This window comes from Streptomyces sp. CA2R106 (assembly GCF_037034245.1).
GTDB lineage: Bacteria > Actinomycetota > Actinomycetes > Streptomycetales > Streptomycetaceae > Actinacidiphila.
Genome location: NZ_JBAGKC010000006.1, coordinates 252195 through 266272, shown reverse-complemented (window position 1 = coordinate 266272; position 14078 = coordinate 252195). Strand labels below are relative to the sequence as shown.

12 protein-coding genes are annotated in these 14078 nt (G+C 74.8%); 4 read left to right on the top strand and 8 right to left on the bottom strand.

Annotated features, from left to right (window positions below):
* Window positions 1-19: 19 nt before the first annotated feature.
* The gene (locus tag WA788_RS12240; protein ID WP_335976083.1) at window positions 20-646 is read right to left on the bottom strand and encodes a uridine kinase; all 627 of its coding nucleotides are present in this window, start codon (window positions 644-646) and stop codon (window positions 20-22) included.
* Between the two features lie 236 nt (window positions 647-882).
* Here WA788_RS12240 and WA788_RS12235 point away from each other — a divergent pair, with 236 nt between their 5' ends.
* Window positions 883-1077, top strand: a complete 195-nt coding sequence (locus WA788_RS12235) for a hypothetical protein (RefSeq protein WP_335976079.1) — start codon at window positions 883-885, stop codon at window positions 1075-1077.
* Between the two features lie 170 nt (window positions 1078-1247).
* Window positions 1248-2897 (top strand): hypothetical protein, encoded by a 1650-nt coding sequence (locus WA788_RS12230; protein ID WP_335976076.1) that lies wholly within the window; start codon window positions 1248-1250, stop codon window positions 2895-2897.
* 479 nt (window positions 2898-3376) lie between these two features.
* On the opposite strand, the gene yczR is transcribed toward WA788_RS12230, so the two are convergent.
* A complete protein-coding gene (gene yczR / locus WA788_RS12225; protein WP_335976072.1) occupies window positions 3377-4888 on the bottom strand; it encodes a MocR-like transcription factor YczR in 1512 nt (503 codons plus the stop codon).
* 64 nt (window positions 4889-4952) lie between these two features.
* Between yczR and yczE the strand changes: the two genes are divergently transcribed.
* Window positions 4953-5639, top strand: a complete 687-nt coding sequence (gene yczE, locus WA788_RS12220) for a membrane protein YczE (protein ID WP_443034017.1) — start codon at window positions 4953-4955, stop codon at window positions 5637-5639.
* Window positions 5640-5897: 258 nt separating this feature from the next.
* On the top strand, window positions 5898-6272 hold the full coding sequence (locus WA788_RS12215) for an RNA polymerase-binding protein RbpA (protein WP_031517570.1): 375 nt from the start codon (window positions 5898-5900) through the stop codon (window positions 6270-6272).
* 104 nt (window positions 6273-6376) lie between these two features.
* Here the strand turns inward: WA788_RS12215 and WA788_RS12210 are convergent, their stop codons facing one another.
* The 6 genes from WA788_RS12210 to WA788_RS12185 all read right to left on the bottom strand — a co-directional run bounded on the left by WA788_RS12210 (window position 6377) and on the right by WA788_RS12185 (window position 14036).
* A complete protein-coding gene (locus WA788_RS12210) occupies window positions 6377-7870 on the bottom strand; it encodes a hypothetical protein (protein ID WP_335976062.1) in 1494 nt (497 codons plus the stop codon).
* A 66-nt stretch (window positions 7871-7936) separates the two neighbouring features.
* Window positions 7937-8527, bottom strand: a complete 591-nt coding sequence (gene fxsA / locus WA788_RS12205; protein WP_335976059.1) for an FxsA family membrane protein — start codon at window positions 8525-8527, stop codon at window positions 7937-7939.
* Between the two features lie 84 nt (window positions 8528-8611).
* Entirely contained in the window at window positions 8612-9382 is a 771-nt protein-coding gene (locus tag WA788_RS12200; RefSeq protein WP_335976054.1) for a polyprenol monophosphomannose synthase, read from the bottom strand.
* Window positions 9379-11088, bottom strand: coding sequence for an apolipoprotein N-acyltransferase (gene lnt, locus WA788_RS12195; protein ID WP_443034016.1), 1710 nt, complete (start codon window positions 11086-11088; stop codon window positions 9379-9381). The genes WA788_RS12200 and lnt overlap by 4 nt, the downstream gene beginning before the upstream one ends.
* 800 nt (window positions 11089-11888) lie before the next feature.
* Window positions 11889-13565 (bottom strand): amidohydrolase, encoded by a 1677-nt coding sequence (locus WA788_RS12190; protein WP_443034015.1) that lies wholly within the window; start codon window positions 13563-13565, stop codon window positions 11889-11891.
* Window positions 13566-13595: 30 nt separating this feature from the next.
* Entirely contained in the window at window positions 13596-14036 is a 441-nt protein-coding gene (locus WA788_RS12185) for an Lrp/AsnC family transcriptional regulator (RefSeq protein ID WP_328473841.1), read from the bottom strand.
* Between the last annotated feature and the right edge of the window lie 42 nt (window positions 14037-14078).

The following is a 14078-nucleotide window of genomic DNA, read 5'->3' as shown; positions in this document are numbered from 1 at the left end:
AAGGGCGTTCAGGCCGGCCTCACCCTGTCCACGCCGGGTGGTTGGGGTCGTCCGCGCGCACCAGGACGTCCGCGGCCTCCTCCGGCAGCGCCTCCCGCGCATACCGCTCGTACGCGGGCAGCGTCCACCGTACCGGCGCGGGGGTGCGCCGGGCCAGCGCCGCCGGGGACAGCCGCAGATGGACGGTGAGGTCGAACGGCAGGCCCTGCCCGAGCAGCAGCGGGCCGTCCAGCAGCAGCACGCCGCCGGGCGGGAGTTCCACGTATCCGGCCCGGGTGGAGCGGTCGGTGCGCGGGTCGCGCAGCGAGGGCAGGGCGCGGCCGGTGCCGCCGGGGCCGAGCGGGTCGAGCACCTCGCGGCGCAGCGCCCCGGTGTCCAGCCAGAGCTGGTAGTAGGCGTCGACGTCCTCGTGGCCGTACTCCAGGCGGAGCGAGGCCGGGCGCCAGAAGGTGTCGGCGCCGACTCGCAGCACCGGCCGGCCGAGGGCGGGCAGCGCGGCGGCGACGGCGTCGGCGAGGTCCGCGGGGCGGGCGGCCGGCGCGCCGTCGACGGCCACCCGCCACCAGGGGCCGGGCGGGCGGCCGGCGGCGATCCGTTCGGCGAGGGCGTCGGCGAGCTTGGGCCAGGTGATGGGGGTCGGCTGCACCCGGCCATCCTGCCGGACCCGGCCCAGGTGTCGCCCCGGCGGCCCGCCCTCACCCGTTCGGGCGAGAAGGCCGTACGGCGCTGGAACCGGGAGCCGCCTCCCGCCGCGCTCCACCTCACCCGGGCGGCGGAAAGCGACGACATATCACCCGTTTGCCAGCGCGCACGATCTATTACCTTTTGTGAGCCTGGAAGGACTCACGGTGACCGTCCCCATCACCTCAGGAGAAGAGCCCCATGATCCTGTCCATCTCCGGCGTCGTCCTGCTCGGCGTCATCTGCTTCCTGTTCTTCCGCAAGGACGGCCTGAAGGTGTCCCACGGAGTGGTCTGCGCCCTCTTCGGGTTCTACCTCGCGGGCACCGCGATCGCCCCCAGCATCACCGCGGGCGGGGCGAGCCTGGCCGGCCTCATCGGCGGGCTCAAGATCTAGCCGTCCGGATCTCCAGGGCGTCCGGCGGCCACTCCTGCCCCTCCCCCGGGCCCGGCGGCGGTCGATCCGCCGCCGGGCCCGGCGCGGTTCCCGATCCCGCCGCCCCCGGCCCCGCGCGCGCCCGTGTCCCCCACGCGCCGTCCCCCACCCGAACCACCCATGGAGCACCCGTGGTCAGGCGTCCCCTTCCCAGCATCCTCACCAGCCGGCCGGCGCTCGCCCGCGGCCGCGACCTGGCGCGCACCGCGGCCGACGGCGCCGGTGACGTGCTGCACCCTGTCATCACCATCGCCCGGGGCATGCGCCGGCAGGCGTCGTGGGCCGGCGAGTGGTGGGGCCGCACCCCGAAGGACCGGCGGGGGCCGGCGCTGCTGCTGGCCGCGGCGGCCGTCGTGATCGTGGCGATGATGCCGTACGGGCCGATCCTCGGGGTCGCCGCGCTCGTGGCGTCCGCGGCGTGGCTGGGCCGGGAGCGCGGCGCACCGGCGGCGGCCGGGCCGACCGAGGCCGAGGGGGTGCGGCTCCAGTCGCTCTACGAGGCGCTGGTGCCCTACCTGTCCGACCCGGGCGACCCCGCGCCGCTCTATGCCCACGACGGCAGCTGGGAGCGGGCCTTCAGCTCGTACGAGTTCCAGGACGGCCGGCTGGCGCGGCTGCACCTGCGCTACCCGGCGTACTTCACCGACGGCGAGGACGACTCCCGCACCCGGGTCGAGCAGCTGCTGCACGCCAAGGCCGGCCGCGGCCGGGAGTACCGCTTCGACTGGAACGAGGAGGAGAACCACCTCACCCTCACCGCCCTCCCGCCGCTGCCGACGGACATCGCCGCGCAGCGGTTCGTCACGTCACCGGGCGAGACCGTGCTCGGCTTCACCGACGAGGGCGCGGTGCAGCGCACGGTGCCGGTGTCGGTCCCGTCCGCCGACGAGGGCGCCGACGGCGGCGACGGTACGGTCACCCGCGACGCCCCCGCCGTCCTGTGGCGGACCGGTGCCCGCTCCACCGAGCCGCACCTGCTGGCACTCGGCCAGCCCGGCACCGGCACGACGAGCCTGCTGCGGTCGATCGCGCTCCAGGCGCTGGTCCACGGCGACGTGGTCGTCATCGACGGCGGCGGCACCGGGGAGTACGCCGCGCTGGCCGGCCGCCCCGGTGTGCTCGCCGTCGAGGACGGGCTGCTCGGCGCCGCGGCCACCCTGGAGTGGGCCGTCCACGAGACCGAGCGGCGGCTGATCGCGGTGAACCGGGCCCGGCAGGCGGGCCGCCCCGTCGCCGAGGACGTACGGCGGCCGCTGTGGATCGTCGTCGACCGGCCGACCTCCCTCACCCAACTCGCCCTCGCCGAGGGGCGGCCCGACCCGCAGGCCCTGCTCGACGTCCCCCTGCGGCACGGGCGCGCCGCCAATGTCGCGGTCGCCGTCGCCGACCAGCTCGACGCCACCGAAGCGCTCGCGCCGGTCGTCATCTCGCAGACCCGCGCCCGGGTCGTCCTCGGCCGCCTCGCCCCCGAACACGTCCAGGCCGTCCTCGGCGCGCCCCAACGCACCACCCCCGCGGCCGACGTACCCCCCGGCCGCGGTTACGCCCGTCTCGGCACCGGCCCCGTCCTCCGGCTCCAGGTCCCCGCGGCCCCCGACCCCTACGACGAGGAAGCGCCCGCCGCCCACCGCTCCGCCGTCCTCACCCTCCTCCCCTCCGACCCCGCCCCCGCTCCCTCCTCTCCCCCCGCCCCACCCGACGACGCCCCTCCCCCGCTCGAAACCGTCACCCTCCACAAAGGTGCGGTGATCCGCACGGTGGCCGACCTCGAGCTCGGCTGAACCCGACCCCCCGGGGTGGGGGGTCCTGTGTTCTTCGGGACCTTGCGGTCCGCGGTAGCTGGTCGCGCAGTTCCCCGCGCCCCTGGGTCTGCTCGGGTTCTCCTGCGGTGCCCACCCTCCGGGGTGGGGGGTGCTGGCGTCCCGGGACCTTCGGCCTGTGGGGGGCTTGTCGCGCAGTTCCCCGCGCCCCTGGGTGCGCTCGGGTGCTCCGCAAGTGGTGGTGGCTGTGGGTGCCCAGCCTCTGCCCACTCACGCACTCCACAGTTCGCGGAACAGCCGCACCTACCCAGGGGCGCGAGGAACTGCGCGACGAGCCACCGCGGACCGCAAGGTCCCGAAGAGGCACGGAACCCACCACCCCGGAGGGTGGGCACCGCAGGGAAACCCGAGCGCATCCAGGGGCGCGGGGAACGGCGCGACAAGCCACCCACCGGCGGGTGGTCCCGCAACCCGCGGAACCCACCGCCCCGGGGGGCGGGTCAGGCCACGAAAAGCCCAGAGGGCTCCGACCCCTCCGGGGCAGCGCCGGAGCGGACGAGTTCGGCGGCCTGGGCGAGGCGGGCGGCGGCCTCGTCGGCGGCGGGGCCGCTGACGGTGAAGGGAATGCGGATGTAGGACTCGAAGGCGCCGTCGATGCCGAAGCGGGGCCCGGCGGGGACGCGGACGCCGAGCCGTTCCCCGGTGACGGCGAGGCGGGAGCCGGAGACGTCGCCGGTGCGGACCCACATGGTCATGCCGCCGCGGGGCACGCTGAAGTCCCACCCGGGAGTGTGGGCGCGCAGGGCCGCGACGAGGTCGTCGCGGCACTCGCGGGCCCGGTCCCGCCGGGAGGCGAGCGCCTGTTCCCAGCCGTCGCCGCGCAGCAGCCAGGCGACGGCGAGCTGGTCGACCACGGGGGACGCGAGGTCGAGGTAGGCGCGGGCGGAGACGAGGCGGCGCACCACGTCGGGGGTGGAGCGCACCCAGCCGATGCGCAGCCCGGCCCAGACGCTCTTGCTGGCGGAGCCGACGGTCATCACGGTGCCGCCGCGGTCGAAGGCGGCGAGCGGCCGCACCCCGGACTCCTTGCCGTCCAGGACGAGTTCGGCCATGGTCTCGTCGGCGACCACCGTGGCGCCGGCGACGCGGGCGGCCTCGACCAGTTCGCGGCGCTCGTCGTCGCCGACGAGGGTGCCGGTCGGGTTGTGGAAGTCGGGCATGACGTAGACCATGCGGGGCGCGGCGTCGCGCATGACGCGGCGCCAGGTGTCCATGTCCCAGCCGCCGAGGCGTTCGCGCAGCGCGACGGGCACCAGGCGGGAGCCGGTCTCGCGGAAGAGCTCCAGCACGTTGGCGTAGCTGGGCGACTCCGCGGCGACCCGCTCGCCGTAGCCGACGGAGTGGCGGGCGACCGCGCCGACCGCGCCCATCGCGCCGGTGGTGACCATGATCTGCTCGGGCATGGTGGGCACCCCGCGGGCGGTGTAGCGGTCGGCGATGGCCTCGCGCAGCACCGGCAGCCCGGCGGGGAAGTCGCCGTGGGTGGCGGCGTAGGCGGGCAGTTCCGCGAGGGCGCCCTGCATGGCACGGGTCAGCCACGGTTCGGGGGCGGACAGGGCGGCGGTGCCGAGGTCGATCACGGAGCCGGCGGCGTCGGGCGGCAGGGGCTCCAGGCTGCGGGAGGGCAGGATGTGGCCCTCGGGGATCGCGGTCCAGCTGCCGGCGCCGCGCCGGGAGTGCGCGAAGCCCTCGGCGCGCAGCGCCTCGTAGGCGGCGGCGACGGTGGTGCGGCTGACTCCGAGGGCGAGGGCCAGTTCGCGTTCGGCGGGCAGCCGGGCGGCCACCTGGAGCCGTCCTTCCAGCACCAGCAGCCGTACGCCGTCGGCGAGGCCGCGGTAGGCGGGCAGCTTCCGGGCGCCGGGGGCGGTCGCGGCGGCCCGGTCGGTCGCCGGCCGGGGCGTCAGGAGCCGGGCCAGATGCGCCGCGCTCACCGTAGCGGTCCACTGAGGCATGAAACTCAGTCCACCTTTCCCTGATTGGCCATGGCAGGAAACCGTCCGCAGGCCACACAGTGTCATGCGCGCTCGTCCACACGCCAGGGGGGTCCCTATGAGCCGTCCACTCGCCCACCGCCTCGTCGTCCTGTACGCCGGCCTCGTGCTGTACGGCGCGAGCGACGCCCTGCTGGTCCGCGCCTCGCTCGGTCTGGACCCGTGGGACGTCTTCCACCAGGGGCTCTCCCGGCTGACCGGGCTGAGCATCGGCGCCGTCTCCATTGTCGTCGGCGCCGCCGTTCTGCTCCTGTGGTGGCCGATCCGACAGCGGCCGGGGCTCGGCACCGTCTCCAACGTGGTGCTCGTCGGGCTCTCGCTGGACGCCACCCTCGACCTGGTGCCCTACCACGCGGCACTCGCGGTGCGGGTACCGCTGATGGTGTGCGCCGTGGTGCTCAACGGCGTCGCCACCGGCCTGTACATATCCGCCCGCTTCGGCCCCGGCCCGCGCGACGGCCTGATGACCGGGCTGCACCGCAGGACCGGCCGCTCGCTGCGGCTGATCCGCACCGGCATCGAGCTGACCGTGCTGGTGGCGGGCTTCGCCCTCGGCGGCGGCGTGGGCGTGGGCACGGTGCTGTACGCGGTGTCGATCGGCCCGCTCGCCCAGTTCTTCCTGCGCCTGTTCGACGGCTCCGCGGCCGCTACGACCGGCTCTGCGGTGATTCGCCGGGAAGCGCCGGAACACCGAGTGGTGGACACGATTTAGCCCTGAGGGGTGCGGGCGGGTAGTGTACGCGGTTGGCCCAGCGACCTGACCGCCGTCGACGGCAAAAGATACGACGACAGTGGGTGACATATCCCGCCAAGTGTGACAAATGGGATGTCGCTGGGTAGAAACAGGGGCGACACGACGGGCGACGCATATCCCGAAACGGGAATCTTCACCGCCGACCGGACGTTGACCGGATGACGACGACAGCGACACCTGTCCTGTGGGCGACCAAAAGCCCGGGAGGCACGATTCATGAGTGAGCGAGCTCTCCGCGGCACGCGACTCGGGGCCACCAGCTACGAGACCGACCGCGGCATCGATCTGGCCCCGCGCCAGACCGTTGAGTACGCATGCCGGAACGGACATCGATTCGAGATGCCGTTCTCGGTTGAGGCCGAGATTCCGCCGGAGTGGGAGTGCCGCGCCTGCGGCCAGACCGCGCTCTTGGTGGACGGAGAAGGTCCCGAGGAGAAGACCACCAAGCCGGCGCGCACGCACTGGGACATGCTGATGGAGCGGCGCACGCTCGAAGAGCTGGAGGAAGTGCTCGCCGAGCGGCTGGCCGTCCTCCGTTCCGGTGCGATGAACATCGCGGTGCATCCGCGCGACAACCGCAAGACCGCCTGACCGGACCCGGGTCCGCGGCGCCGCGGACCCGCCCGGGCCCGCACCCGCGGCGGCCCGCGATCCCTTCCGCCCGGCCGGAGCCCACCGCTCCGCGCCGGGCGCAGCTATGCCCCGGCGCGGGCCCGGCGGCGGCGCACCCGCGCCACCCCTGCGGCCACCGCTCCCCCGGCCACGACCGCGGCCAGGACCGACCACGCGACCGTGTGCCACCGCGCCACCGGCGACGCCGGGGAGGCGTCCACGGCGATGACGGCCCGGTCGTTGCCCGGGGTGCGGTCGAAGGGGCCGTAGGTGCTGATGGTGCCCTGCGCGCCGGGCACCACCCGGTCGATGCGCACCCGGAAGCCGATGACGGTCGTCCGGCCCTGCGCCGGCTCCGGCCCGAAGCGGTCGGTGCCGATGTCGCAGACGAACGCGCCCCCGGACTTCGCGGGCCGGTCGCACGCCCAGGTGCCGCCGTCCTCCTCGATGGTGTACGGGATGGACGTCACCGTGGTGCCCTCCGGCGGCACCACCTTGAAGCCGCCCATCGTCTCGCTGCCCAGCGGACGCCCCGGGCCGTTGTTCCGCACCCCCAGCCGCACCGTGACCGTCTGGCCGACCCGGCCGCGTACGGTCGCGGTCACCGGCTGGTAGTCGGCCTGCACGGTGGTGGTGACACGGACGGTGCCGGTGGCGGCGGTGAAGCCGCGGTCCGCGGTCCTGGCCAGCGCCAGCGGGGCCTGCGTGCCGCGCACGGTGAACCCGGCCGGGCGGGTGCGGTCGGACGACCAGCTGTAGGTGAGGGTGCCCGACATCCGGCCCGCGGCGGCCGTGTAGCGGATCGGGGCGCTGGTACGGAAGGCGGTGTGCGGGCCTGCCGCGGTGGCGAAGCCGCACCAGGCCGAGGTGAAGGACGGGTCGAAGAAGCAGTTGCCCGGGCGCGAGGTGAGCTTCAGCCCGGGATCGGCGGAGACGGTCAGTGCGACGCCCTGCCGGGCGGCGAAGCGGCTGTGGTTGGCGAAAGCGAGGCTCACCGGGCGGGAGCTGCCCGGCGCCACGTCCTGCGCCGTCAGGTCCTTCCCGGGGACGTCGAGGGAGAGGCCGCCCACCGTCATCCGGGTGGACCCGGTCACCTCGGCCGCGTTGTCCGCGACGGCGGTGTACGTCACCGTCCCGCCGTCACCGGGTGCGACGCCGTCCACGCCGTTCAGCGTGAAGGGCGCCTCGGACTCGCCGTCGCCGTTCTGCACGTCGCCGTAGGAGCAGGTGAACACCGCGCCGGACCGGGTGCAGTTCCCGCCGCCGCCCGCGCTCACCCGGGCGACGCCGGCGAGCCCCGAGGCGTCCACGACGACCCTGACATCGCGGGCCGGGCCCGCGTCGCTCGCCCGCACGGAGACGGGGATGACGAAGCCGCTGTTCGTGCCGCCGGCGCCCTCGTCCGCCGCGTACATCACGAACGTCTTCGGCGCCTCGGCCCGCAGCACCACCCGGCCCGCCCCTGTCGCGGCCGCGGGCGGAGCGGTCGCGAACGGCACCGCCGCCACCAGGAGACCGCCCAGGGCCACGGGCAGGGCGCGGGCGGCGGTGCGTACCCGCCGCAACAGCATGATCATGCGGGCACTATGCCAACTCCCGCCCCCGCACACCATTTCCGCCTCTGGCGGCGCTCCCGTGCCCGCTCAGTCCCGGTTGACGACCTCGCCCTGGACGACCTTGTCCCCGCCGCCCACGGGACCCCCGCCGGGGCCGCCGCGCCCGCCCCCGAAGCCACCCGGACCGCCCGGGCCACCGAAACCGCCGAAGCCGCCAGGTCCGCCGAGTCCGCCGCCTGGCATCGGCACCGCGCGGGAGAGCAGCGCCCGGTCCACCCGGCGGCCGATGAAGGCCCGGGTCGGCGGGAAGAGCAGCACCAGCGCCACGGCGTCGGAGACGAAGCCGGGAATGATCAGCAGCAGCCCGCCCAGCATGGCGAGGCCGGTGCGGCCGCCGCCCTGCGGCGGGCCGGGGGCGACCCCCTGCTGCTGGGCACTGACGGACGCCGCCAGATTCCGCCAGGCGCTGCGCCCGGCCCGCTTGACCGCCGCGGCGCCCAGCACCAGCCCGGCCAGGATGCACAGGAACACGACGAAACCGCTGGTCGCCCCGGCCACCAGGATCAGCAGCCAGATCTCCAGCACCGCCCAGGCCGCGATCGCGAGGGGCACGATGGGGCGGGCCCGGGAGCGCCGCCGGCGCTGCGGCCTGACCGGTGGCGGTGTCGTCGTCGTCATATCTCAAGTGTGCCAAAGACCGGGTAAAGCCCGGCTCAGGGTTGCCCCTTCACCTGGCTCCCGCCGGTTCCCACCCGGCGCCGGCTACGGCAGCGGGCGGCGCCCGGTGATCTTGCCGGCGCGGGCGCCCACACCCCAGGCGGTGACCCGCCACAGCGCCTCGGCCACGATGTTGCGGCTCATCTTGCTGTCGCCGCGCTCGCGCTCCACGAAGGTGATCGGCACCTCGACCACGTGGAAGCCCGCCTTCACCGCGCGCCAGGCCAGGTCGACCTGGAAGCAGTACCCGGCCGAGGCGATGTCGCCCAGGCCCAGGCTCTCCAGGGTCTGCCGCCGGAAGGCCCGGTAGCCGCCGGTGACGTCGCGCAGCGGCACGTCGAGCATCAGCCGCGAGTACGTGCTGCCGCCGCGGGAGAGGTACTCGCGGTGCTTGGGCCAGTTGACCACCCGGCCGCCGGGAATCCAGCGCGAGCCGAGCACCAGGTCGGCGCTCTTCAACGCGGTGAGCAGCCGCGGCAGTTCCTCCGGCTGGTGCGACCCGTCGGCGTCCATCTCCACCAGCACGCCGTAGTCGTGGTCGATCCCCCACTGGAACCCGGCGAGGTAGGCCGCGCCCAGGCCCTCCTTGCCCTTGCGGTGCATCACGTGCACCCGCGGGTCGTCGGCGGCCATCTCGTCGGCCAGCTTCCCGGTCCCGTCGGGGCTGTTGTCGTCCGCGATCAGGATGTCCGCGTCGGGCACCGAGGCCCGGACCCGCTTGACGATCGGCCCGACGTTCTCCGCCTCGTTGTAGGTGGGGATGATGACCAGGACCTTGCCGAGGGAGTCGAAGCTCCGCTGCCCGTCCTCGTTCACTGCTGCGACTGCCCTTTCGCCATGCGCGTGCGCTCCAGCCTGCCGATCGCGACGGCGGCCGCGCAGGACAGGAGACCCACCATAGCGAGTGCCCACTCAGGTGCCGCACCGACTCGGTCCGCGACCGTCTTCTCGTCGCGCAGCGGAATGTCGGCGCTGATGACCTGCTGGGTGAACTCCTTGCTGCGTTTCTCGATCGTCCCGTCCGGCTCGACCACCGCGCTGATCCCGCTGGTCGCCGCGGTGACCACGGCCCGGCCGTGCTCGACCGCGCGCAGCTTGGACATCGCGAGCTGCTGGTCGGGCTGGCCGGTGCGGCCATACGTTGCGTTGTTGGTCTGTACGACGATGGCTTGGGCGCCGGCGTTCACTGTGTCGCGAACAATTCCGTCGTAGGCCACCTCGAAGCAGATCACGTCGCCGAGGTTCGCCGGGCCGATCCGGAGCACTCCGGTGCTCTTACCTGGGTAGAAGTCCTTCGGGATCTCGTTCAGCATCGGAATGACCTTGGTCAACTCTTTACGGAACGGGACGTACTCGCCGAAGGGCACCGGGTGCTGCTTCGTGTAGTGGTCGCCGGGGCCGGTGAGCGGGTCCCACACGATGCCCTCGTTCTGCACGTGGTCCTTGTCCGGGCCGTCCACCAGCGCCCCGACCAGCACCGGCACGCCCACCGCCTGGACCGCCTCGCTGATCTTCGCGTACGCCTGCGGGTAGGTGAAGGGGTCCAGGTCGGAGGAGTTCTCCGGCCACAGCACGATGTCGGGCTTGGCCACCTTGCCCGCCTTGATGTCCGCGGCGAGCTTGAGGGTGGCCTGCACGTGGTTGTCGAGGATCTTCATCGGGCGGCCGAGGAAGTGCATGCCCGGCTGCTGCACGTTGCCCTGCACGATGGCGACCTTCACATGGCCGACGGCGTCGGTGTGGATCGGCACCAGCAGTCCGGCCAGCAGCACCGCCGCGGACAGCACCAGCGCGCCGGCGGCGGGCAGCAGGCCGCGTACGGCCGCCGCGGGGGCCCACGGGCGCCCGGCCCGGCCGCGCCAGGCCCGGTGGGCGGCCAGGGCCGCGGCGGCCAGCACGGTGCCGCTGAGGGCCACCGCGAAGCTCACCAGCGGGGCGCCGCCGAGCGCGGCGAGCGGCGTGAACGGCGAGCCGGTGTTGGCGAACGCCAGCCGCCCCCACGGGAACCCGCCGAACGGCAGCCGGTCCCGGACGAGTTCCTGCGCCACCCACAGGCACGACGCCCACAGCGGCCACCACGGCAGCCGCCGCGCCACCACCATCAGCGCGGCCATCAGCACCAGGTACAGCGCCTCGATCGCCGACAGGCCCACCACGGCCAGCCAGATCACCGACCGCAGCCACACCAGCAGCCACAGGAAGAACGGGAACGCGAAGGCGAAGCCCAGCCACGCGCCCTGCCGGACCGTGCGGCCCTCGAGCACCAGCGCGAGGCCGGCCACCGCCACCACGGACAGCGGCCACACCCCGTAGGGCGGGAACGCCGCGGCCATCATCAGGCCGAACGCCGCGGCGACCGCGCTCCTGGGGGCGGCGGCCCTGGCCGTGGCCTTCCACCGCGCCCGCCGGGTCGCCGGTACGACCGGCACGACCGGGACGACGTTCACTTCGGCGGCGGGCGCGGCCCCATCGGGCGCGACCCCGTCGGGCGCCGCGGGGGCGTTCGGCGGACGCAGGCGCACAGGCGTGGCCTTCCTGCAGGTGGGGACATCTGACGAAGGTGACGGTACCCCGTGTTCCTGGGGGGTTGATGGGTGCGGGTCCGCCCGGGCTGCCCCTGCACGCCGGTTCCCGGACCTTGCGGCCGGTGGGTGGCTGGTCGCGCAGTTCCCCGCGCCCCTGAGTATGTGCGGCTGCTCCGCAGCGCACACCACACCGCACCCGACGACGGCGAGGAACCCCGACAGGGGCGCGGGGAACGGCGCGACAAGCCACAACCCACCCGCAGCCAGACATGTTCCGCAAGGGGCAGTACTCAGGGGCGCGGGGAACGGCGCGACAAGCCACCCGGCGGGCGCAAGGTCCCGTGACGAGGGGGCGGGGCACCCCGGGGGGTCGGGGCACCCAACGGGAGCGGGCCCGGACACCCTTCGGGCCGACCTGGGAACCGCTGGCTGCGGCTCGGCACCGAGGCCGTTGTCTACTGGGTGTCCGGGCCCTTCCCGGGTCACACCTGCCGATCGGGCGGCACTCCCCCCGCGTTCCGCGCCGCGGACGCTGGACCTGGCTGCCAGTGGCGGCGCGCGGTGGGCGCGGCGCCCCATGACCCAGCGGTGTTCGACGCAACCGCGGAGAGCCCCCGGTCCGACGTCCTGTGGTGGACCTGGCCGAACCTACCCGCCGCCGACCAGCCACTGTCAACACCGCTGTGACCTGCGGATCTTCGACAAATCAGCAGGTCAGTGGCGAGGTGTCCGGGCGGTTGCGACACGCCGCGGGGCGGGCACCGCGCACCGTTCGGGCGCATGCCGGAAAGCGCAGGTCACCCGTTCGGCGGGTGGTGGACCGTACGGCCGGCGACGACGGTGCGCAGGGCAGTGGGCAGCGGGGTGCCCGGGGTGAGGTCGGGCAGGCCGGGGGTGCCGGAGCGGGGGTCGGTGGACCAGTTGGCGACGCGTTCGTCGGGGGTCTGCACGACCAGGTCGCCGACCTGCCAGACCGCGTAGTCGGCCGGGGCGCCGGGGGTGAGGACGCCGGCGTCGTCGCGGCCGGCGGCCCGCCAGCCGCCGCGGGTGTGGGCGTTGAAGGCCGCGCGGGCGGAGACGCGGTGCCCGGGGGTGCGGTGGAAGGCGGCCGCGCGGACGGCGCCCCACGGGTCGAGCGGGGTGACGGGGCTGTCGGAGCCGAGGACCAGCGGCACCCCGGCGCGGGTCATCGCGGCGTACGGGTTGAGGGTGCGGGCGCGCTCGCGGCCGAGCCGGGCGGCGTACATGCCGTCGTCGCCGCCCCAGGTCGCGTCGAACGCGGGCTGCACGGAGGCGATCAGGCCGAACTCGGCGAACGCGGCGATCGTCTCGGCGGTCATCAGCTCCGCGTGCTCCACGCGGTGCCGCAGGGCCCGTACGCGGCCCGTGCCGGCCGTGGCGGCGGCCGCGCGCACCCCGTCGACCACGGCGGCCAGCGCGGCGTCCCCGATGGCGTGGAAGCCCGCCTGGACCCCTGCCTGGGTGCACACGGTCAGGTGGCGGGCGATGGTGTCGGCGTCGAGGTAGGTGACGCCGAGGTGGTCGGCGTCGGCGTAGGGGGCGTGCAGGGCGGCGGTGTGGGAGCCGAGGGAGCCGTCCACGAAGAGGTCGCCGCCGGCGCCGAGCGCGCCGAGGTCGCGCAGCCGGTCCAGGTCGGCGGGGCCGGTCACGGGTTCGGCCCAGTAGCCGTGCACGCGGGGGCCGGGTTCGGCCGCGGCGAGGGCCAGCAGGCCGGTCAGGTCGTCCTGCGAGGAGATGTCGGGGCCGGCGCACTCGTGGAGGCTGCCGATGCCGCGGGCGGCCGCGTGGCGCAGCGCGGCGCGCTGGGCGGCGGCGCGCTGGGCGGGGGTCACGGCGGCGTAGGCGGCCGCGCGGGCGGCGTGGTGGGCGTCGCGGGTGACCGGGCCGGTCTCATGGTGTCCGGGCAGGTCGGCGGCGCCGGGCACGAGCGCGAGCAGGGCGCTGGTGACGGCGGCGGAGTGGACGTCGGTGCGGGCGAGGTAGAGCGGGCGGCCGTGCACGGCCCGGTCCAGTTCGGCGCGGGTGGGCGGGCGGCCCTCGGGCCAGCGGCTGTCGTCCCAGCCGTGGCCGAGCAGCACCCGGTCGCCGGGGTGGGCGTCGGCGTAGGCGGCGGTGCGGGCCAGGGCGTCGGCGAGGGTGCGGGCCGGACCGAGGTCCAGGCCGGTCAGGGCGAGGCCGGTGGCGGTGGTGTGCACGTGGGCGTCGACGAAGGCGGGGGTGACCAGCGCGCCGTCGAGGTGCACGACCTCGTCCACGCCGTCGGCGAAGGAGTCGGCGGCGCCTTCGGAGCCGACCCAGGCGACCGTGTCGCCGTCGACCACCATCGCGGTCGCGAAGGGGTCGGCGGGGCTGTAGACGAAGCCGCCGCGCAGCAGCACGGTGCCGGCTGCGGGGCGGTCGCTGGGGTGCTGGTCGGGGGTTTTGGTCGCCGCTGCGGCGGGGCGCTGGTGCATACCGCCAGTCTGCCCGGGCCGGTGGCGCGGTCAGATCCGGGGGGGCCTGGATTCGTAGGCGGTGGACAGCACCACGGTGGTGCGGGTGGAGACGCCGGCCAGGGAGCGTATCCGCGACAGCAGGTGCTCCAGCTCGATGGGGGCGGAGACGCGCACCTTGAGGATGTAGTTCTCGTCGCCGGCCACGCTGTGGCACGCCTCGATCTCGGGTACCTCGGCGAGCCGGTCGGCGATGTCGTCGGGTGCGCTGGGGTCGAACGGCTTGACGGAGATGAAGGCGGTCAGCGACAGGCCGACCGCTTCGGGGTCGATGACGGCCGCGTAGCCGCGGATGACGCCGCGCTGCTCCAGCCGGCGGACGCGCTGGTGCACGGCCGAGGTGGACAGGCCGGTGGCCTTGCCCAGGTCGGTGTAGCTCATCCGCCCGTCGGCGACGAGCAGTTCCACGATGTGCCGGTCCAGCTCCTCCACAGCCGTTGACCTTACCGGCACCGCGGGGTCCGTGGGCACGTC

Excerpts from the sequence above, each read along its gene's own strand:
- yczR (WP_335976072.1), bottom strand. The coding sequence starts at position 4,888 with ATGCCTCAGTGGACCGCTACGGTGAGCGCGGCGCATCTGGCCCGGCTC.
- WA788_RS12210 (WP_335976062.1), bottom strand. The coding sequence starts at position 7,870 with ATGATCATGCTGTTGCGGCGGGTACGCACCGCCGCCCGCGCCCTGCCC.
- yczE (WP_443034017.1), top strand. The coding sequence starts at position 4,953 with ATGCGCGCTCGTCCACACGCCAGGGGGGTCCCTATGAGCCGTCCACTC.
- WA788_RS12190 (WP_443034015.1), bottom strand. The coding sequence starts at position 13,565 with ATGCACCAGCGCCCCGCCGCAGCGGCGACCAAAACCCCCGACCAGCAC.
- fxsA (WP_335976059.1), bottom strand. The coding sequence starts at position 8,527 with ATGACGACGACGACACCGCCACCGGTCAGGCCGCAGCGCCGGCGGCGC.
- WA788_RS12235 (WP_335976079.1), top strand. The coding sequence starts at position 883 with ATGATCCTGTCCATCTCCGGCGTCGTCCTGCTCGGCGTCATCTGCTTC.
- WA788_RS12215 (WP_031517570.1), top strand. The coding sequence starts at position 5,898 with ATGAGTGAGCGAGCTCTCCGCGGCACGCGACTCGGGGCCACCAGCTAC.